We start from the raw sequence: 18057 nt of genomic DNA on the forward strand, positions 1-18057 counted from the left end.
ATTGACGAAAATTATTTTGGTTCGTCTTTTTTAGAAGGCGGCCAATTTTCCAATTTCATCCCCAAGGATAAACCTCTAGAAGCTAAGATATCTTTAATTTCCATGAGTGATTTTTTTCCTAAATTTGGAGTTTTGAGAAGTTCTACTTCTGTACGTTGTACCAAATCACCAATATAATGGATAGATTCTGTTTTTAAACAGTTTGCCGATCTAACTGTGAGTTCTAAATCGTCTACTGTTTTCAATAACATTGGGTCAAATTTTGGATGATCTTCTTGTACTTCTTTCTTATCTTCATTTTGAAGCTCTACAAAAGATTCTAATTGATTGGCCAATATGGTAGCTGACTTATGAATAGCCTCTTTTGGATCAATTGTTCCATTCGTCTCAATCTCTATTATCAGTTTATCTAAATCTGTTCTTTGTTCTACTCTAGTAGCTTCTACTTTATAGGAAACTCTCTCGACTGGACTATAGCAAGCATCAACTAGCAATCTTCCTATTGATCTATTTTGTTCTTCCGAAGATCTAGAAGAGACTGGAACGTATCCTCTTCCTTTATTTATCTTAATACGCATCTTTATAACAGTATTTTCATCGGTAATATGACATATTACATGTTCTGGATTGATAATCTCTACATTTTCATTTCTTTCAATATCCTGCGCGGTTACTGTACATATTCCCTTTTTAACTAAAGAAAGAACTATTTCTTCCTTTCCATAAATTCTAACCCCCAATTCTTTTAAATTAAGAAGTATCTCAACTATATCTTCTTGAACTCCGTCCTTAGTGCTGTACTCATGCAAAATTCCATCAATTTCTACTTCTGTTACAGCAAATCCAGGCATGGAGGATAGTAATATTCTTCTCAAAGCATTTCCAATAGTGTGTCCAAAACCTCTTTCTAAAGGTTCTAGGGTAATTCTTGCTTGCGTTTTGCTAATCTTCTGTATATCTGCCAGTTTTGGCTTAATAAACTCATCTGTTGTAAAATTATGCATCTTTTTCTCTCTTGACAGATCATTTTGAGTACAGTTCAACGATTAAATGTTCATTAATATCAGTTGGTAAATCATCTCTTACTGGAAGTCTTAATACCCTGCCTCTCATTTTTTCAGAACTTATTTCTAACCAAGATACCTGTTCTCTTTGCTGAGAGAGTTCTATAGAAGATTTTATTCTATTTTGTGAACTTGAAAATTCAGATGTTTCGATAATATCATCTATGTTAACTTGATAAGAAGGAATATTTACTATTTTTTTGTTAACTAATATGGATTTATGACTTACCAATTGTCTTGCTTCAGAACGAGTTGAACCTAATCCAATTCTGTATACTACGTTATCTAGTCTTCTTTCTAGCAGGACAAGTAAATTTTCTCCTGTATTTCCTTTTAATTTGGAAGATTTCATATAATATCTTCGAAACTGTCTTTCCAAAATTCCATAGATTCTACGTAATTTTTGTTTTTCACGAAATTGTATTCCATAATCTGATAATCGACTCTTTTTTGCACCATGCTGTCCTGGAAATCGATCTATCTTGCATTTAGATTCGATCTGACGAATATTAGATTTCAGAAAAAGATCAGTTCCTTCTCTACGACTCAGTTTTAGTTTAGCTCCTAAGTATCTACCCATTTGTTTTATCTCTAAAAATTTAGAAAAATTATACTCTACGTTTTTTTGGAGGACGACAACCATTATGTGGAATAGGGGTTACGTCTATAATATTGGTAATTTGAAAACCTACTGCATGCAAAGTACGTATTGCAGACTCTCTTCCAGGTCCAGGTCCCTTGACCATTACTTCGAGATTTTTAACTCCGTATTCTTTCACCGATTCCGAACATCTTTCTGTAGCAATTTGTGCTGCAAAAGGAGTAGATTTTCTAGAACCTCTAAAACCTGACCCTCCAGAAGTAGCCCACGCTAACGTGTTTCCCTTTCGATCAGTGATCGTAACAATTGTGTTATTAAAAGAAGCATGGATATGAGCTATTCCATCTAATACTTGTTTTCTTATTTTTCTTTTATTTCGAATTGAATTTTTCATTTTCTTTAGTTGATCATTTTTTGATAGGTTTTCTCGGACCTTTTCTAGTTCTAGCATTAGTCTTTGTTCTTTGACCTCTGACAGGTAAAGATCCATGTTTATGACGTATTCCTCGATAACAACCTAAGTCTATCAAACGTTTGATGCTTAAGTTTTTTTCTCTTCTCAAATCTCCTTCGACAACGTATCTGGAAATTTCTTTTCTAAGTCTATCCACCTCTTCTTCAGATAGAAAAGAAATTTTTGACGTTGGTTCGATTCCTGTACGGAAACAAATCGACCTTGATCTTTTTTTTCCAATTCCATAAATGGATTGTATAGCAACCCAAATATGTTTATTTTCGGAAATATGAACTCCAGCTATACGAACCATAAAAATATAACCTCTTTGACACGATCACGTAAAAATAGAAAAATGATCTTTTTTAATCAATAAAAATAAAGAAAAATTTCTCAATTATCCTTGTCGTTGTTTATGTTTTGGTTGATCGCAGATTACAAATATATTTCTTTTTCGTCTAACAATTTTACATTGGCGACAAAACTGTTTAATAGAAGTACGTACTTTCATATTTAATTTTTTCTTATTAAAATTTACTTGCTTTTAGTATATTCTGATATCGATTTGTCATTAATATAGTTTGAATCTGGGAGATAAAATCTATAATTACTACAACAACTATTAATAAAGAAGTTCCACCAAAATAGAAAGGAACTTTTATCAATCCTCTCATCAATTCTGGAACAAGACAAATAAAACTAATATATATTGAGCCAATGAAAGTTAATTTATTCATGATTTTCTCGATATATCTTGCAGTTTGTTTTCCAGGTCTAATTCCTGGAAGAAAAGCTCCAGATTTTTTTAAACTGTCCGCTGTTTCCGAAGGATTGAATAATAAAGAAGTATAAAAAAAACAGAAAAATATTACTATAGAAGAGTAACATAACATATATATCGGTTTTCCCGGATGAAAATTTTCAAAAACGAAATTTAAAAAGAATCTTGATTGATTAGATTGTTGTTTTTTGATCCAAGTTAAAATTGCACTTGGTAAAAGCATGATACTAGAAGCAAATATTGCTGGAATTACGCTAGCCATGTTAATCTTCAGAGGTAAATGCGTACTTTGAGCGGAATATATTCTTCTTCGGTATTGATGTCTAGAATAGTTTACTAATATTTTTCTCTGACTTCTTTCCATAAATGTAACGAATCCAGTAATACATAAAATGAATAGTAAAATAAGTGAGAACATGAGAGTATTTATAGATCCTTGCCTGAATTGTTCGATGGTATTGATAATAGAAGAAGGTAATTCAGAGATAATACTGACAAATATAATCATCGAAACTCCGTTTCCAATACCCCTTTCATTTATTTTCTCTCCTAACCACATTAAAAAAATCGTTCCGGTCATTAAGCTTACTATTGATGTTAAGTAGAAATGAAGATCTCCGACCATTATCAGTCCTTTTGACCCTATCGAGTTCTTAATTCCAAAAGAAATTCCAACAGACTGTATGAAAGACAGGATTAAGGTTCCATATCTGATATACCGATTAATTGTTTGTCTTCCAACTTCTCCTTCTTTTTTAATTTCTGATAATTTTGGATGAATTACAGTAAGTAACTGAACAATGATTGAAGAAGATATATAAGGCATGATTCCTAAAGCAAATATCGAAGTTCTTCCAAAAGCTCCTCCTGAAAACATGTTGAGTATTTCGATAACTGCACTTTCTCTTTTTTTATTGAATATTTTTGTGATAGAGTAAATATCTATTCCCGGAATCGGTATAAAAGAACCCATCCTGAATATTACCAAAGATAAAAATACGAAAACCAACCTATCTTTCAGATCATGAATTCCTCGGTTTATACTTCTCTTAAAGTTTATTTCAACTTTCTTCATGAATTAAAAATCCTCAGTTTTTTTAAGAATTTTCATATGTTTCTTCAATCCTTTAGTTAGTCGAATTTCCTTCTCATTGAAAATAAAACTTTTACGGAGTTTCTCATTGAGCATGATTTTTACCGATCTTATTTTAAGACTGATCATTCCGTTATTTCTTAGAACATTTAAATCGATAAAATTCTCCTGAATCTTATTCAGATCCGAAGATCTAATTGTTATGTTTTTTTTGATTTTTCTAGAAAAAAAACCAAATTTCGGTAATCTCTTAAACAAAGGTGTCTGTCCGCCTTCGAACCCTCTCGGAATTCTATATCCGGACCTTGATTTTTGTCCTTTATGTCCTCTTCCGGCTGTTTTTCCTAAACCAGATCCAGTACCTCTTCCGACTCTTTTCTTTTTAAATGTCGAATTTCTTTTAGGTAGGAGAGAATTTAAAAGTATCATTTCACAATTTTTAGAAAATTAAATAGTTAAATGAGAATATTATTCTTTATGTCTTTTATTATAAAAATTATTAAAAAAAAAAATTAATCATTCTTGTATTCCAGTTATTTCTTCAATTTTTTTATCCCTTTTTTTTGCAACCATTTTTGGTGATCTCATTTCTTTTAATGCTTTTACAGTAGCTTGAATAACGTTGATAGGATTTGTAGAACCGTAAGTTTTTGCTAATACATTACGAACACCGATCACTTCAAGAAGAGATCGCATTGATCCTCCTGCAATAATACCAGTTCCCTCATAAGCCGGTTTTATAAAGACTTTTGATCCAGAATGACTTCCAGTGATCGAATGGTATAAAGTATTTTGAAAAATCTCAAACTTCATCAAATTTTTTTTAGCCTTTTCCATCGATTTTTGTATTGCCATTGGAACTTCTCTAGCTTTTCCATATCCTACTCCAGCTTTTCCATTTCCGTTTCCTACGACAGTAACTGCAGTAAAACTAAATATCCTTCCTCCTTTTACAGTTTTAGAAACCCTGTTGACTGAAATTAATTTTTCTTTCAATTCTTGGTTGTTCCTTTTTTCAATTTTGTTCATTTTTTTTACCATGACTAGAATTGAAGACCGTGATCACGAGCTGATTCTGCTAATGTAAGAATACGACCATGATATTTGAAACCAGATCGATCGAAGCAAACTTTTTTTATTCCAATTTTAAGACATCTTTCAGCTATGATCTTTCCTATTATTCCAGCTGATTTTTTATTTCCTGTTCTAATCAAGTTTTTCTTCACATCTTTCTCAGTAGTAGAGGCACATGCTAAAGTCTTAGAACCTCCTATCGAAGTGATTTGAGCGTAAATATGTCGTGAAGTACGATGGATCGTCAAACAAGCAACGTCTCTTTTCTTCATCTTTGATCGAATTTTTAAAGCTCTTTTATATCTGGACTTTACTTTCTTGTTCATATTGGTTCATTTATTTCTTCTTAGATTCTTTAAGTTTTACAATTTCATTTTCATAACGAATTCCTTTTCCTTTATACAACTCCGGTTTTCGAAACGATCTAATCTCTGCTGCAACTTGACCAACTAATTGTTTATCAACTCCTTTTAAAGAGATCTCATTTTGGTTCGGACAAAAAACTGAGATAGAGTTAGGAACTTTATAACGAATTGTATTAGAGAATCCTAAGGATAAGCTTAAGAATCTTTCTTCAAGAGAAACACGATATCCAACTCCTACGATTTTTAGATTTTTAAAAAAACCAAATTGTACACCAAAAATCATTGAACGTATCAAGGATCGAATTGTGCCAATCTGTTTTTTAAGATCAGACTTTTTGTGATTTGAAGAAAAGAATATTTCGTTTTCTTTAATTTTGAAATCGATCGAATCATGAAATTTTTTACTTAAGGATCCGATTGGTCCATCTATAATAATTTCGTTATTCTTAATTTTTACTTCTATATTTTTTGGTATGGATACAGAACAGGACCTTTTCATAAGATTGCACTCATTTATTTTTTTTAAAAGAAATCAGGAAACTTTACAAATAATTTCTCCTCCTAATTTGATTCTTTTTGCTTCTTTTCCTGTCATAATTCCTTTTGAAGTAGAAACAATTGATATACCTAATCCGTCCATTACTTCTGATAAACTTTTACTTTTTTGATATACTCGTAGTCCAGGACGACTGACTCTTGTAATTTTTTCTATCACCGGTTTTTTATTAAAATATTTTAGATATACTCTTAAAACATTTATCCATCTATTTTTTTCTACTATCTCAAAATTTCTGATAAATCCCTCTTTTTTTAGAATATAAATCATATTTCTTTTTGCTTTTGAAAAAGGAATTTCTACAAAAGATTTTCTTGAAGATTGTGCGTTCCTTATTCTTGTAAGCATATCTGATATAGGGTCTTGCATGCTCATTATTTTTTCCTTTAAGAATCTATTAAGATTTCAAAATATTTGAAGATCAAACAGTTACCAACTTGACTTTTTTAAACCTGGAACTTCTCCTTTCATAGCCAATTCTCTCAATTTGATTCTACTAATTCCGAACTTTCTCAAAAATCCCCTAGGTCTTCCAGTCTGTAAACAACGATTTCTTTTTCTGGACGAACTGGAATCTCTAGGTAATTTCTGTAATTTTAGAACTGCGTTCCATTTTTCTTCCTTCGAAGATTTTGTACTGGAAATGATAGATTTTAATTTTAAACGTTTTATGAAAAATTTTTTTGATAATTTTTCTCGTTTCTTTTCTCTTTGGATAATCGATTTTTTTGACATGAGAATTCCTTTCATTTTCGAAATGGAAACTGAAAAGCAGATAGTAAGGCTATTCCAACTTCATCCGAGTCTGTATTAGTTGTGATAGAAATATCCATTCCTCTGGATTTTTCTATTTTGTTATAATCTATTTCTGGAAAAATAATCTGTTCTTTTATTCCGATATTATAGTTTCCGGTTCCGTCAAATGATTTTTTTGAAAATCCTCTGAAATCTCTTATTCTAGGAATAGCAATGCATATCAGTTTCTTTAAGAAGTTCCACATATTTTTTTTTCTTAAGGTTACTTTACATCCTATTATACATCCCTTCCTAATCTTAAAACCAGAAATTGATTTTTTTGTCTTGATCAACAACGGTCTTTGTCCTGCGATAAAAGATAACCTACGATAAGAATTATCTAGAGTCTTCTTATCGATATCAGAACTAAAACCGATATTTAATGTGATTTTTGTTATTTTAGGAACTTGCATTACAGAACTATATTTGAATCTTTCAGTAAGTTTTTTAATCACTTCTTTTTTGTAGAGTTCTAACATGCTATCTTTCATTTTTAGATTTCTCAAACTTTCATAATTTTTTGTCGTATTCTTCAATCTATTTCTTTTCTTTTTTATCTTGATATTTTAAGTAATTTAATTTTTTGGACTTACGATCGAATATCGTAACATTTGAAATATCTATCGGTGACTCTTCTTTAAGAATTCCACCCGAATAATTGATTGAATTATTTGCTTTTTTATGTTTTTTTACAATTTTTATTCCAGAAACGATAATCTTTTTTTTTCCTATAATCTTTTTTACTGTTCCAATTTTTCCTTTTTCTTCACCGGTGATAACCATCACTTGATCGTTTGAACGAATCTTAATCTTACTCATCTCTATTTCAACCCTGATCTTTTATAAAACTTCTGAAGCTAAAGATATGATCTTCAAAAACTTTTCATTTCTAAGTTCTCTTGTCACTGGTCCAAATATTCTAGTTCCAATTAGTTGTTCAGTCGCATCATTTAATAACACGCAAGAATTGTGATCAAATCGAATTGTAGAATAGTCAGATCTTCTGATTTCTTTTTTTGTTCTTATGACTACCGCTTTTAATACTTCTCCATTTTTTACTTTACTATTTGGAACAGATTCTTTGACTGCTACCTTTATTATATCCCCAACATAAGCATATCTTTTTTTAGAACCTCCTAAAACTTTTATACACATCACCTTTTTTGCACCAGAGTTATCTGCTACATTTAAAATAGTTTGTTCCTGAATCATTTTTTAAATCAATATTCTTTTAAGTTAAACAACTGTGTTTTTTTGATAGTCATGAGAACTACATTTTTCTAAAATTCTTACTACAGACCAGGATTTCAATTTTGATATTGGTCGAGTTTCTTGAATTTCTACTAAATCTCCTACAAAACATTCGTTTACTTCATCATGTACTTGAAGTTTGGTTGTTTTTCTAACATACTTCTTGTAAAGAGGATGTTGAACAGTTCTTTTTACGTGAACTAAAATGGATTTATCCATTTTTTTTTTTACTACGTATGCCTTTATTTTCTTTTTTGAATTCTTACTTGTTGTCATTTTTTTCCTTTTTCTTATTTAAGATTGTCTTGATTCTAGCTATTTTTTTTCTTATTTTTTTAAAAACACTTGAATTTTTAAAATTTTCATTTTTATTTAAAAATTGAACTTTCAGTATAAAGAACTCTTTACGAAGTTGATCTAATTTCGAAAAGAGAACTGCTTTTCTTTCTTTTTGCATATTTTTTTGAAGTTTCATTTCAAATTTTTGCTATAAATGTTGTTTTTACAGGAAGTTTTGAGGAAGCTAATTTAAAAGCAACTCTGGCCACAGTTTCTTCTACACCATCCATTTCGTATAGAATCTTTCCTGGCTGAATGGAACACACCCAATATTCTACATTACCTTTTCCCTTTCCCATTCTCACTTCGAGTGGCTTTTTAGTCACTGATTTATCTGGAAAAATTCTTATCCATACTTTTCCTTGTCTCTTAATTGATCTTGTCATTGCTCTTCTTGCAGCTTCTATTTGTCTAGAAGTAATCCGACCTCTTTGCAATGACTTCAAACCAAACTTCCCAAATTTTATTTCAAAATCGGTTGAAAAACCATCGTTCTTACCTTTATGCATTTTGGAAAATTTCGTTTTTTTTGGTTGTAACATTCTCTAAACTCGTCTCCTAGAATTTTTTTTCTTTCTCATAATATGAAAATGTTTTTCTAATTTGTCAGAAATTAAAGAATTTCCGAAAATTTCTCCTTTAAAAATCCATACTTTAACTCCGATTATACCATAAGTAGTTTTTGCTTTCGAAGTACTAAAGTCAATATCTGCACGTAAAGTATGTAATGGAATTCTACCCTCTCTATTCCATTCTGTACGAGCTATTTCAGAACCTCCCAGTCTCCCACTAATTTCTATTTTGATTCCTTGTGCTCCCGATCTCATAGTATTTTGAATGGATCTCTTGATAATCCTTCTAAAAATAATCCTCTTCTCAATCTGAGAAGAAATACTTTCAGCTACTAATTTTGCATCTAGTTCTGGTTTTCGAATTTCAGAAATATTGACTTGTGAAGGTACGCCAGTGATCTTAGTGATATTTTTTCTTAACTTTTCTATATCTTCTCCTTTTTTTCCTATAATAATCCCTGGTCTAGCACTGTAAATTGTTACTCTGATACTTTTGGAAGGTCTTTCGATAAATATTTTGGAAATAGATGCTTTTTTTAGCGATTTTTTGAGGAAATTTCTCACTTTAAGATCACTAATCAATTGACTTGAGAATGTTTTTTTTCCAGCGTACCATGTAGAGTTCCAATTCTTAATAATACCTAGTCTTAATCCATTTGGATGCGATTTTTGACCCATACTTTCTTCTCCTGAAGTTTTATTCGTCTGATATAACAATTTTGATATGGCTAGTTCTTTTTGAAATTTGATTAGTTCTTCCTTTAGCTCTAGCTATGGTTCTTTTCATAGTAGGCCCTTCATCTATGAATATATTTTTTATTTTCAAAATTTTTGAAGAAGCTCCATAATTATGGTGAGCATTTGCAACAGCAGAAACTAGAACTTTTTTAATGAGAAAAGATGACTTCTTATTAAGAAAATTCAATACTTCCATAGCTTTCTCTATTTTCTTGTTTTTAATAAGATTGGAAACTAGTCTTAATTTCTGAGGAGAAGACCTTGCGTTTCGATAAATGGAAAAAGTTTTCATGTTTTTTAAGAATCACGTAGTTTTTTGGCTTTTTGTTTTTTCTCCAGAATGTCCTCGATATGTTCTGGTTGGAGAAAATTCTCCTAATTTATGTCCAATCATTTCATCTGTAATATAAACTGGGACATGCTTTCTTCCGTTATGAACGGAGATTGTTAAACCAATCATCTTTGGATAAATCGTGGAACGACGAGACCAGGTTCTGATCGGTTTTTTGCTTCCCTTTCTAACTGCTAGCTCTACTTTTTTTAACAAACTGGAATCTATGAATGGTCCTTTTTTAATCGAACGGCTCATTTTTTTAACCTTATTAAGAACGATGATGTATAATTTCTCTTTCAGTACGTTTATTTTTTCTTGTTTTTTTTCCTTTTGTTTGTATCCCCCATGGAGTTACTGGGTGTTTTCCAAAGTTTCTTCCTTCTCCTCCTCCATGAGGATGATCTATCGGATTCATTGCTGTTCCTCGAACAGTTGGCCTCACTCCCTTCCATCGATTAACACCAGCTTTTCCGAAATGTTTTAACATATGCTGATTATTTCCGACCTCTCCAATAGAAGCACGGCATCCGAATCGAATCTTTCGTATTTCTCCTGACCGCAATCGAACGACGACAAAATCAGTCTCCTTGGAAACAATTTGAACATAACTTCCTGCAGATCTTGATAACTGACCCCCCTTACCTTTTTTTAGTTCAACATTATGTACTAAACATCCGACAGGAATATTTTCTATAGGAAGACAATTACCTATTTTGATTTTCACATGTTTTCCAGACTCTAATTTATCTCCTACTTTTAAGTTTTTTGGAGCAATAATATATCTTTTTTCTCCGTCTTCGAACATAATCAAAGCTATATTCGATGTTCTATTTGGATCATATTCTATACTTTTTACAATCGATTGACCTTTTTTATTTCTTTTAAAATCAATAATTCGATATTTTCTTTTATGACCTCCTCCAATATGTCTAGTAGTAATTCTTCCGAGATTATTTCTTCCTCCTGTCTTCTTAATTTTTTTAGTTAATTTTTGGAAAGGATCACCTCGATATAATTTTTTTTCAATAAAACCGATCATATGTCTTCTACCTGAAGAGGTAGGTTTATATTTTATAACAGTCATCATCTAATCCGAAAAAATTATCTTTTTCTTAAAAAGTTTAAGTTCTGTCCTTTTTTAATCTTGATATAAGCTTTTTTCCATTTTTTTCTATTTCCGAAAAATTTTCCAAATCTTTTTCTTTTTCCTTTAACAATCACTGTTCTCACATCTTCTACAAAAACCTGAAAAAATTTTTCAATGGATCTTTTAATATCCGTCTTGTTAGATTTTATATCCACTCTTAATGTAAACGAATTGTTCTTTTCAATTAAATTAGAGGATTTTTCAGATACATGAAATGAACTTAGAACTTTATATAAATTTTCTTTTTGAGTCATTTTATAAACTTTCCTCTACTTTTTTTATAGCTTCAACAGTAGAAATGATAGTTCTATTTTTAATCAGATTGACTGGATTAATTTCAGAAACTTCGCAAATGTTAATCTTATGTAAATTTCTGGAGGATAAAATGAGAAATTGATTGATTTTTTTTGTAATAATCAAAATTTTATCCCTATTTCTGCATATATCATCGATCATTTTTTTGAATAATTTAGTTTTTATACGATCTAAAAACAAATTTTCAACGATAACTAACCTGTTCTCTCTAATTAATTCAGAAAAAATGCATCTCATTGCTTTTTTATACATTTTTTTGTTAATTTTCTTTTTATACGATCGAAAATTTGTAGCAAATGCCATTCCACCTGATCTCCAGATTGGACTTTTAACCGAACCAGCTCTGGCATGACCTGTCCCCTTCTGTTTCCAAGGTTTTTTGTTAGATCCAGAAACTTGTGACCTATTTTTTTGAGATTTAGTTCCAGTTCTTAAATTCGATAAGAAGCTCTTAATAACTTGATGAACTAATGAGTGATTCAGACGAACATTGAATATACGGTCTGATATTTGGATTTTTTTATGAGTATCTAGAATAGTGAGTTCCATTTGAAGATGTTCTCTATTTTTAGGATTTTATACAGTAGGTTTTATGATCAAGTTACAATTTGTCCCGCCAGGAACGGATCCCTTTACAAGAATTAATCCTTTTTTTTCATCTATTTGAATAATCTCTAATTTTTTCATGGTAACCTTCTTGTTTCCCATGTGTCCTGCCATTTTTTTTCCTTTGAATACTCTTCCAGGAGTTTGATTTTGACCTATTGATCCAGGTACTCTATGAGATAAAGAATTTCCATGACTAGCATCCTGAGCTTTAAAGTTCCATCGTTTTATGGTTCCGCAAAATCCTTTTCCTTTGGAAAAGGAAGAAATATCTATTCTTTTAAATTTAGACAAGAAACTAAGATGAATCTTTTGACCAATATGATAATTTTCATTTGTAGCATTGGTTTTAAATTCTTTCAAGATTTTTCCTGGATCAACCACAATTTTTTTAAAAAATCCTATTTCTGAATTTTTTAAAAATTTATGTTTTTTTATTCCGGAAGTGACTTGTACTGAACGATATCCATTTTTTTTAAGAATACCAACTTGAGTCACTCTATTTTCTTCTACTTGAATGACAGTGATTGGAATAGCCATTCCATTTTTCATAAAAATTCTTGTCATTCCAATCTTTTTTCCTATCAATCCGATCATTGTTAAACCTTTCTAAAATCTTTATCCTAAACTAATTTGAACATCTACTCCAGAAGCTAAGTCTAGTTTCATGAGAGCATCCACGGTCTTTTCCGTAGGTTTCACTATATCTACTAAACGTTTATGTGTAAGAATTTCATACTGATCTCTAGCATCTTTATTTGCGTGAGGAGAAATAAGTATTGTAAAACGTTCTCGACGAGTTGGTAAAGGAATCGGTCCTTTAACTTGAGCTCCTGTTCTTTTAGCGGTCGCTACTATCTCTGCAGTAGATTGATCTATTAATCGATGGTCAAAAGCTTTTAATCGTATCCGAATCCTTTGATTATTCATGATATTTACTCCATATATTGAATTATTATACGATGCATAATGTCCCAAATAACCTTCCACTCTATCATCTTTTTTAAGATTTTTCTACAAAAAATGTATGCCTGTAAAAGTAAATCATAGAAGAATTTCAATAAAGTATATTCATTAGAAATTTCTTTAAGAATAAATTAATTTATTTTCTCTATTTTCTGGAAGAAATTAAAAAGATTATAAAAGGACTTTTTCTTGATTAATCTTATTAATCTATAATATTTTCTTTCTCAAAAATAATTTTTAAAAAAAAGATAAAAAATAAAAACAAAAAATACTTTTTTAAAACTGAAAAGTTCTTTCTATCCTCTTTTATTTACATTCATTACCTGTCTTTGAACGAATGATCGTTTGAGTAATTTCATAAGGAACTTTTTTATATTCTAAAAATTCCATAGAATATACAGCTCTTCCTTGAGTATAAGATCTTAGGTCTGTTGCATACCCGAACATTTCAGATAGAGGAACTTTACCAATTATTTTTTTACCAAAATTTAAATTTTCCATATTTTCGATCGTTCCCCTTCTTTTATTTAAGTCGCTAATGATATCACCGGTATAATCTTCTGGAGTTTCAATGCAAATCTTCATAATCGGCTCTAATAAAATTGGATGAGCTTTTGTAAATGCTTCTTTAAAAGCTAGCGATCCTGCTATTTTGAAAGCTATTTCTGAAGAATCGACCTCATGATAAGTACCATCGAATAAAGTAACTCTTATGTTGGTGATAGGGTATCCAGCTAAAATTCCAGTTTTCATTTGTTCTCTTATTCCCATGTCTACTGCTGGAATATATTCTTTCGGTATAGCTCCACCGACTATTTTATTACAAAACTCATATCCTTTTTGATGATTTACATCTAATGGTTCAATGGTTATCCAAACGTGTCCAAATTGACCTCTTCCTCCGGATTGACGTATAAACTTTCCTTCCTGACTAACTGATTTTTCGATTGTTTCTCTATATGCTACTTGAGGTTTTCCAGTACTTGTTTCCACCTTAAATTCTCTTTTCATTCTTTCCACTAGAATTTCTAAATGCAATTCCCCCATTCCGGAAATAATGATCTGTCCAGACTCTTGATCTGTAGAATAATAGAAAGATGGATCTTCTTGAGATAATCTGTTTAAAACTGAACCAATTTTTTCTTGATCGGATTTTGTTTTAGGTTCTATTGCTATGGATATGACCGGTTTTGGAAATTCTATTTTTTCTAAAACAATTGGCTCATAATTTAGTGAGCACAATGTATCTCCTGTAGAAACATTTTTTAGTCCGATTGCAGCAGCAATATCACCAGAATTTACTTCTTTAATTTCTTCTCTTTTATTGGCATGCATTTGGACAATTCTTCCAAATCTTTCTTTCTTTTTTTTTGTGGAGTTGAAAACGATATCTCCGGACTTTACTGTTCCAGAATATACCCTAAAAAATGCTAAGTTTCCTACGAAAGGATCTGTTGTGATCTTAAATATCAAGGCTAGAAACGATTGATTGTTCTTTCTAATAAAGTCAGATCTATAATTTTCCTTTAGAATTAATGAATTTTGATGTTTGATATTATAGAAAACTTCTATTGGTGAAGGGAGATATTCTACAATTGCATCCAAAACAGGTTGTATTCCTTTATTCTTCAAAGCAGATCCACAAGTTATTAAAACGATCTCATTATTAATTACTCTTTTTCTGAGTCCTTTCTTGATTTCGTTTTCTGAAAGAGTTTCTCCGTTGAAATACTTTTCCATTAATTCATCCGATGATTCTATTGCAGTTTCAATCAATCGATTATGCCATTTTTTTGATTCCAACTCCATAGACTCTGGAATTTCTTCATATACAAACGACATTCCTTGATCACAATCGTTCCATCTAATAGCTCTCATTTTTATAAGATCAATTATTCCAGAAAAATTTTCTTCTAAACCGATTGGTAGCTGTATTGGAACTGGATTAGAAAATAACCGATTTTGGATCTGTTGAATTACTCGAAAAAAGTTTGCTCCCATCCTATCCATTTTATTAATAAATCCAATTCTTGGAACTTGATATTTATTTGCTTGTTTCCAAACTGTTTCGGATTGTGGTTGTACTCCTCCGACAGCACAATAAACCATTAAGACTCCATCCAGTATTCGCATAGACCTTTCGACTTCTATGGTGAAATCAACATGTCCTGGAGTATCAATGATGTTGATTCTATGTTGATCAAATTGATTATCCATTCCTTTCCAAAATGTAGTAGTGGATGCCGAAGTGATTGTGATTCCCCTTTCTTGTTCTTGTTCCATCCAATCCATTATCGCTTCTCCATCATGAACTTCTCCCATTTTATGACTAATTCCGGTATAAAAAAGTATTCTTTCTGTTGTAGTTGTTTTTCCAGCGTCAATATGTGCGCTAATCCCAATGTTTCTATACTTTTTAATTGAAACCACTTTTTTTTCCATTTTCTCCTCTTTAATCATATTCATTTAAAGATTAGTTCACTGCGACACCTACCATCTATAATGTGCAAAAGCTTTGTTAGCCTCTGCCATTTTATGAACTTCTTCTTTTTTTCTAACAGAAGATCCTTTTTGTTCAAATGCGTCATTGAGTTCGTTTTTTAGTTTTAGAATCATTGATTTTTCCTTTCTTTTTCTTGCAGAAATGATGATCCATCGCATTGCCAAAGTATCTCTCCTTACTGGACGAATTTCTACTGGTATTTGATAAGTGGAACCACCTACTCTTCTAGATTTTACTTCAACTATTGGACGAACATTATTCAAAGAGACTTCGAAAGATTCAATCTGACTCATTTTAGTTTTTTCGGAAAGCATATTTAGAGATCGATAAACAATTGATTCGGCTACAGATTTCTTTCCATTCTTCATTAAAATGTTTATAAATTTGGTGAGCAATTCGGATTTATACTTGAAATCTGGAAGAACTTTTCTTCTCGATGTAATTTTTCGACGTGACATAAGTATCCTGCATCTAAATTAGTGAAAACTTTAAACATAGATTTTTTTAAAATTCATCTATTTTAATTTTATTTTTTTCTTTTTGTACCATATTTAGAACGTCCTTTTTTACGATCCTTTACCCCAGAACAATCTAAAGTTCCTCGTACCGTATGATATCTTACTCCAGGTAAATCCTTTACTCTTCCACCTCTAATCAAAATCACAGAGTGTTCTTGAAGATTATGACCCTCACCTCCGATGTAAGAAGAGACCTCTTGACCATTTGTTAAACGAACACGACAAACTTTTCTTAATGCTGAATTTGGTTTTTTTGGAGTAATTGTGTAAACTCTAGTGCATACGCCTCTTTTTTGAGGACAGCAATTTAAAGCTGGAACATTACTTTTAGCGATTTTTGATCTTCTTGATTTTCTAACTAACTGGTTGATTGTAGTCATTTTATCTTAATTTTTACATTTCTCATTGTTTTATTATTGCAATCATTTATGAAAATGATTATCCCCTTAAAAAGTTCTTAGTATTTATATACGAAAGCTTCACTGATTAATCAAATTTTTTAAGATTTTTCCAAATGAAATAAAAAAATTTTTTAAAACGTTATCTAAAGGATTTTTTAAAAATACCAAAGAAAATCTATTTTTCTGTTTCGATAGAAAAATCATATGCTTTGAATACTTCTAATTTAGAAAAAAGTTATTTAATTTAATTTTATCGTCAACCTTATTAATGTTTTAGCAACATAAAATTTATGAATCTCTTAAAGAAATCAAAAACTATAATTCGAAACAAATATTGGAATATATTAACTCTTTATAATTTATAAGATGAGTTTTTTAAATGAGCTTTAAGAATTGTTTAAAATCAAGTTCGTTTTATTTCAATATAATTTTATATGGAAAGAATGAAAGTTGAAAAAAAAATAAGTTTAATAATCCTTTCTTTTTAGTCTATTATTTATTAAGTTAAAAGTCTATTAAAAGTTAAGAAAAGATGCCCGAAGGCGGAATCGAACCGCCGACACAAGGATTTTCAGTCCTCTGCTCTACCTACTGAGCTATTCGGGCAACAAAAATGTTTAACGAATTATATCAAATCTTTAAATAAACCTTTCAAAATAAAAAAAAGTAAAAAATCTTTACTTTTTTTGCATTATTCTTTTCGTGGTCTCTACGATAGATTGAGTATATGGATCTATCTCTACATTTACAAAGTCATCTATTTTTCTTTTTGATATATTCGTGCTACGAATTGTTTCAGGAATTAAATTGATATGAAAACTTTTTTTTAATACTTTTCCAACTGTTAAACTGATTCCATCTATTCCAATAAAACCTGTTTCCAATATATAATTCATAGATTCTATTTTTTTTGGACTTAGAGAGATTATCAAATTATTTTTTGATTTTGAGATTTTAATTATTTTTGCTATCGTGAAGATATGACCGGACATTAGGTGTCCCCCAATTTCATCTCCAAATCTGATAGATCTCTCTAAATTTATCAGATCTCCTACTTGAACATTTCCAAAATTAGTCATTTCTAAAGTTTTTCGAATCAAATCAAAACTGATTTCATTATTTTCGGTTTTAGTAACAGATAAACAACATCCATTATTTGAAATTGACATACCAACTTGAATTTTTGGAATTAGTAAATTTTTAGGAAATTTAACTGTGTACTGTTGAAAATGATCTTTCTTGAGAACTCTGACAACTTTTCCAACTCCTTGAACGATTCCAGTAAACATTTTTCAAAATATTTAAATTAATCTATTTCTAAAATTATATAACTATGAATGTTCTTAGTTTATCTAAAATACAATTTGTTTCAATTGTATTAGATAAATTTTATTAATAATTTTAATAAAAATTGTGTTATAAAAAATCTTTTCATTGATTTATTAATCTAAAAAATAAAAACTTAAATAAATAGTGCTTTAAAAAATAGATTAGTTCATATTAAATAGTGCTTTTCTTCTTTTCTTGATAACTTCTGAAAAGATATTTACTTATAAAAGTGTTAAGAATATCATAAAAAATACC

General features: G+C 30.3%; 30 protein-coding genes and 1 tRNA gene. All 31 read right to left on the reverse strand.

What is annotated here, in order from left to right; translation table 11 throughout:
- Positions 1-11: 11 nt before the first annotated feature.
- Entirely contained in the window at positions 12-1004 is a 993-nt protein-coding gene (locus AOE55_RS01920; RefSeq protein WP_041855184.1) for a DNA-directed RNA polymerase subunit alpha, read from the reverse strand.
- A gap of 19 nt (positions 1005-1023) precedes the next feature.
- The gene (rpsD, locus tag AOE55_RS01925) at positions 1024-1644 is read right to left on the reverse strand and encodes a 30S ribosomal protein S4 (protein ID WP_013087903.1); all 621 of its coding nucleotides are present in this window, start codon (positions 1642-1644) and stop codon (positions 1024-1026) included.
- Between the two features lie 28 nt (positions 1645-1672).
- Complete coding sequence (gene rpsK, locus AOE55_RS01930) at positions 1673-2059, reverse strand: 30S ribosomal protein S11 (RefSeq protein ID WP_041855269.1); 387 nt, start codon at positions 2057-2059, stop codon at positions 1673-1675.
- Positions 2060-2072: 13 nt separating this feature from the next.
- Positions 2073-2432: a 30S ribosomal protein S13 gene (rpsM, locus tag AOE55_RS01935; RefSeq protein ID WP_013087873.1), complete on the reverse strand. Its 360-nt coding sequence runs from the start codon at positions 2430-2432 to the stop codon at positions 2073-2075.
- An 84-nt stretch (positions 2433-2516) separates the two neighbouring features.
- Positions 2517-2630 (reverse strand): 50S ribosomal protein L36, encoded by a 114-nt coding sequence (gene rpmJ, locus AOE55_RS01940; protein WP_071818374.1) that lies wholly within the window; start codon positions 2628-2630, stop codon positions 2517-2519.
- A gap of 16 nt (positions 2631-2646) precedes the next feature.
- A complete protein-coding gene (gene secY, locus AOE55_RS01945; protein ID WP_013087569.1) occupies positions 2647-3975 on the reverse strand; it encodes a preprotein translocase subunit SecY in 1329 nt (442 codons plus the stop codon).
- A gap of 3 nt (positions 3976-3978) precedes the next feature.
- Positions 3979-4419, reverse strand: coding sequence for a 50S ribosomal protein L15 (rplO, locus tag AOE55_RS01950; RefSeq protein ID WP_041855270.1), 441 nt, complete (start codon positions 4417-4419; stop codon positions 3979-3981).
- Between the two features lie 90 nt (positions 4420-4509).
- A complete protein-coding gene (rpsE, locus tag AOE55_RS01955) occupies positions 4510-5022 on the reverse strand; it encodes a 30S ribosomal protein S5 (RefSeq protein ID WP_080611816.1) in 513 nt (170 codons plus the stop codon).
- Between the two features lie 14 nt (positions 5023-5036).
- On the reverse strand, positions 5037-5393 hold the full coding sequence (gene rplR / locus AOE55_RS01960) for a 50S ribosomal protein L18 (RefSeq protein ID WP_013087776.1): 357 nt from the start codon (positions 5391-5393) through the stop codon (positions 5037-5039).
- A gap of 10 nt (positions 5394-5403) precedes the next feature.
- Positions 5404-5931, reverse strand: coding sequence for a 50S ribosomal protein L6 (gene rplF, locus AOE55_RS01965; RefSeq protein ID WP_013087548.1), 528 nt, complete (start codon positions 5929-5931; stop codon positions 5404-5406).
- Positions 5932-5964: 33 nt separating this feature from the next.
- On the reverse strand, positions 5965-6363 hold the full coding sequence (rpsH, locus tag AOE55_RS01970) for a 30S ribosomal protein S8 (RefSeq protein WP_013087702.1): 399 nt from the start codon (positions 6361-6363) through the stop codon (positions 5965-5967).
- 54 nt (positions 6364-6417) lie between these two features.
- Positions 6418-6723: a 30S ribosomal protein S14 gene (gene rpsN, locus AOE55_RS01975; RefSeq protein ID WP_013087828.1), complete on the reverse strand. Its 306-nt coding sequence runs from the start codon at positions 6721-6723 to the stop codon at positions 6418-6420.
- An 11-nt stretch (positions 6724-6734) separates the two neighbouring features.
- Positions 6735-7262, reverse strand: a complete 528-nt coding sequence (gene rplE / locus AOE55_RS01980; RefSeq protein WP_041855272.1) for a 50S ribosomal protein L5 — start codon at positions 7260-7262, stop codon at positions 6735-6737.
- A 58-nt stretch (positions 7263-7320) separates the two neighbouring features.
- Positions 7321-7602, reverse strand: coding sequence for a 50S ribosomal protein L24 (gene rplX, locus AOE55_RS01985; RefSeq protein WP_013087432.1), 282 nt, complete (start codon positions 7600-7602; stop codon positions 7321-7323).
- 21 nt (positions 7603-7623) lie between these two features.
- Positions 7624-7995, reverse strand: coding sequence for a 50S ribosomal protein L14 (rplN, locus tag AOE55_RS01990; RefSeq protein WP_013087595.1), 372 nt, complete (start codon positions 7993-7995; stop codon positions 7624-7626).
- 24 nt (positions 7996-8019) lie between these two features.
- Positions 8020-8310: a 30S ribosomal protein S17 gene (gene rpsQ / locus AOE55_RS01995; RefSeq protein ID WP_080611744.1), complete on the reverse strand. Its 291-nt coding sequence runs from the start codon at positions 8308-8310 to the stop codon at positions 8020-8022.
- Entirely contained in the window at positions 8297-8509 is a 213-nt protein-coding gene (gene rpmC / locus AOE55_RS02755) for a 50S ribosomal protein L29 (RefSeq protein WP_013087679.1), read from the reverse strand. Before rpmC ends, rpsQ begins: the two co-directional genes overlap by 14 nt.
- A 1-nt stretch (position 8510) precedes the next feature.
- Positions 8511-8915, reverse strand: a complete 405-nt coding sequence (gene rplP / locus AOE55_RS02005) for a 50S ribosomal protein L16 (protein WP_013087452.1) — start codon at positions 8913-8915, stop codon at positions 8511-8513.
- Between the two features lie 3 nt (positions 8916-8918).
- The gene (gene rpsC, locus AOE55_RS02010) at positions 8919-9623 is read right to left on the reverse strand and encodes a 30S ribosomal protein S3 (protein WP_080611818.1); all 705 of its coding nucleotides are present in this window, start codon (positions 9621-9623) and stop codon (positions 8919-8921) included.
- A gap of 19 nt (positions 9624-9642) precedes the next feature.
- A complete protein-coding gene (gene rplV / locus AOE55_RS02015; protein WP_013087551.1) occupies positions 9643-9975 on the reverse strand; it encodes a 50S ribosomal protein L22 in 333 nt (110 codons plus the stop codon).
- Positions 9976-9987: 12 nt separating this feature from the next.
- On the reverse strand, positions 9988-10272 hold the full coding sequence (gene rpsS / locus AOE55_RS02020; protein WP_013087613.1) for a 30S ribosomal protein S19: 285 nt from the start codon (positions 10270-10272) through the stop codon (positions 9988-9990).
- 13 nt (positions 10273-10285) lie between these two features.
- Positions 10286-11101 carry a 50S ribosomal protein L2 gene (rplB, locus tag AOE55_RS02025; protein ID WP_013087895.1) on the reverse strand — a complete coding sequence of 272 codons (816 nt, stop codon included), beginning with the start codon at positions 11099-11101 and terminating at the stop codon, positions 10286-10288.
- 17 nt (positions 11102-11118) lie between these two features.
- A complete protein-coding gene (gene rplW / locus AOE55_RS02030) occupies positions 11119-11418 on the reverse strand; it encodes a 50S ribosomal protein L23 (protein WP_013087832.1) in 300 nt (99 codons plus the stop codon).
- Between the two features lies 1 nt (position 11419).
- Positions 11420-12028, reverse strand: a complete 609-nt coding sequence (rplD, locus tag AOE55_RS02035; protein ID WP_013087543.1) for a 50S ribosomal protein L4 — start codon at positions 12026-12028, stop codon at positions 11420-11422.
- Between the two features lie 27 nt (positions 12029-12055).
- Positions 12056-12682: a 50S ribosomal protein L3 gene (rplC, locus tag AOE55_RS02040; RefSeq protein WP_080611746.1), complete on the reverse strand. Its 627-nt coding sequence runs from the start codon at positions 12680-12682 to the stop codon at positions 12056-12058.
- A 21-nt stretch (positions 12683-12703) separates the two neighbouring features.
- Complete coding sequence (gene rpsJ / locus AOE55_RS02045) at positions 12704-13015, reverse strand: 30S ribosomal protein S10 (RefSeq protein WP_013087640.1); 312 nt, start codon at positions 13013-13015, stop codon at positions 12704-12706.
- A 342-nt stretch (positions 13016-13357) separates the two neighbouring features.
- The gene (fusA, locus tag AOE55_RS02050; RefSeq protein WP_080611820.1) at positions 13358-15493 is read right to left on the reverse strand and encodes an elongation factor G; all 2136 of its coding nucleotides are present in this window, start codon (positions 15491-15493) and stop codon (positions 13358-13360) included.
- 48 nt (positions 15494-15541) lie between these two features.
- On the reverse strand, positions 15542-16012 hold the full coding sequence (gene rpsG, locus AOE55_RS02055; RefSeq protein ID WP_013087495.1) for a 30S ribosomal protein S7: 471 nt from the start codon (positions 16010-16012) through the stop codon (positions 15542-15544).
- Positions 16013-16080: 68 nt separating this feature from the next.
- Positions 16081-16452 carry a 30S ribosomal protein S12 gene (rpsL, locus tag AOE55_RS02060; RefSeq protein ID WP_013087822.1) on the reverse strand — a complete coding sequence of 124 codons (372 nt, stop codon included), beginning with the start codon at positions 16450-16452 and terminating at the stop codon, positions 16081-16083.
- A 554-nt stretch (positions 16453-17006) separates the two neighbouring features.
- Positions 17007-17079, reverse strand: a tRNA-Phe gene (locus AOE55_RS02065).
- Positions 17080-17150: 71 nt separating this feature from the next.
- The gene (locus AOE55_RS02070; RefSeq protein ID WP_013087891.1) at positions 17151-17762 is read right to left on the reverse strand and encodes a riboflavin synthase; all 612 of its coding nucleotides are present in this window, start codon (positions 17760-17762) and stop codon (positions 17151-17153) included.
- Between the last annotated feature and the right edge of the window lie 295 nt (positions 17763-18057).

Origin of the sequence: Candidatus Riesia pediculicola, from assembly GCF_002073915.1 — a bacterium.
GTDB lineage: Bacteria > Pseudomonadota > Gammaproteobacteria > Enterobacterales > Enterobacteriaceae > Riesia > Riesia pediculicola.

Coding starts and splice junctions, on each gene's coding strand:
- AOE55_RS01920 (WP_041855184.1), bottom strand. CDS start 1,004: ATGCATAATTTTACAACAGATGAGTTTATTAAGCCAAAACTGGCAGAT.
- rpsD (WP_013087903.1), bottom strand. CDS start 1,644: ATGGGTAGATACTTAGGAGCTAAACTAAAACTGAGTCGTAGAGAAGGA.
- rpsK (WP_041855269.1), bottom strand. CDS start 2,059: ATGAAAAATTCAATTCGAAATAAAAGAAAAATAAGAAAACAAGTATTA.
- rpsM (WP_013087873.1), bottom strand. CDS start 2,432: ATGGTTCGTATAGCTGGAGTTCATATTTCCGAAAATAAACATATTTGG.
- rpmJ (WP_071818374.1), bottom strand. CDS start 2,630: ATGAAAGTACGTACTTCTATTAAACAGTTTTGTCGCCAATGTAAAATT.
- secY (WP_013087569.1), bottom strand. CDS start 3,975: ATGAAGAAAGTTGAAATAAACTTTAAGAGAAGTATAAACCGAGGAATT.
- rpsE (WP_080611816.1), bottom strand. CDS start 5,022: ATGAACAAAATTGAAAAAAGGAACAACCAAGAATTGAAAGAAAAATTA.
- rplR (WP_013087776.1), bottom strand. CDS start 5,393: ATGAACAAGAAAGTAAAGTCCAGATATAAAAGAGCTTTAAAAATTCGA.
- rplF (WP_013087548.1), bottom strand. CDS start 5,931: ATGAAAAGGTCCTGTTCTGTATCCATACCAAAAAATATAGAAGTAAAA.
- rpsH (WP_013087702.1), bottom strand. CDS start 6,363: ATGAGCATGCAAGACCCTATATCAGATATGCTTACAAGAATAAGGAAC.
- rpsN (WP_013087828.1), bottom strand. CDS start 6,723: ATGTCAAAAAAATCGATTATCCAAAGAGAAAAGAAACGAGAAAAATTA.
- rplE (WP_041855272.1), bottom strand. CDS start 7,262: ATGTTAGAACTCTACAAAAAAGAAGTGATTAAAAAACTTACTGAAAGA.
- rplX (WP_013087432.1), bottom strand. CDS start 7,602: ATGAGTAAGATTAAGATTCGTTCAAACGATCAAGTGATGGTTATCACC.
- rplN (WP_013087595.1), bottom strand. CDS start 7,995: ATGATTCAGGAACAAACTATTTTAAATGTAGCAGATAACTCTGGTGCA.
- rpsQ (WP_080611744.1), bottom strand. CDS start 8,310: ATGACAACAAGTAAGAATTCAAAAAAGAAAATAAAGGCATACGTAGTA.
- rpmC (WP_013087679.1), bottom strand. CDS start 8,509: ATGAAACTTCAAAAAAATATGCAAAAAGAAAGAAAAGCAGTTCTCTTT.
- rplP (WP_013087452.1), bottom strand. CDS start 8,915: ATGTTACAACCAAAAAAAACGAAATTTTCCAAAATGCATAAAGGTAAG.
- rpsC (WP_080611818.1), bottom strand. CDS start 9,623: ATGGGTCAAAAATCGCATCCAAATGGATTAAGACTAGGTATTATTAAG.
- rplV (WP_013087551.1), bottom strand. CDS start 9,975: ATGAAAACTTTTTCCATTTATCGAAACGCAAGGTCTTCTCCTCAGAAA.
- rpsS (WP_013087613.1), bottom strand. CDS start 10,272: ATGAGCCGTTCGATTAAAAAAGGACCATTCATAGATTCCAGTTTGTTA.
- rplB (WP_013087895.1), bottom strand. CDS start 11,101: ATGACTGTTATAAAATATAAACCTACCTCTTCAGGTAGAAGACATATG.
- rplW (WP_013087832.1), bottom strand. CDS start 11,418: ATGACTCAAAAAGAAAATTTATATAAAGTTCTAAGTTCATTTCATGTA.
- rplD (WP_013087543.1), bottom strand. CDS start 12,028: ATGGAACTCACTATTCTAGATACTCATAAAAAAATCCAAATATCAGAC.
- rplC (WP_080611746.1), bottom strand. CDS start 12,682: ATGATCGGATTGATAGGAAAAAAGATTGGAATGACAAGAATTTTTATG.
- rpsJ (WP_013087640.1), bottom strand. CDS start 13,015: ATGAATAATCAAAGGATTCGGATACGATTAAAAGCTTTTGACCATCGA.
- fusA (WP_080611820.1), bottom strand. CDS start 15,493: ATGGAAAAAAAAGTGGTTTCAATTAAAAAGTATAGAAACATTGGGATT.
- rpsG (WP_013087495.1), bottom strand. CDS start 16,012: ATGTCACGTCGAAAAATTACATCGAGAAGAAAAGTTCTTCCAGATTTC.
- rpsL (WP_013087822.1), bottom strand. CDS start 16,452: ATGACTACAATCAACCAGTTAGTTAGAAAATCAAGAAGATCAAAAATC.
- AOE55_RS02070 (WP_013087891.1), bottom strand. CDS start 17,762: ATGTTTACTGGAATCGTTCAAGGAGTTGGAAAAGTTGTCAGAGTTCTC.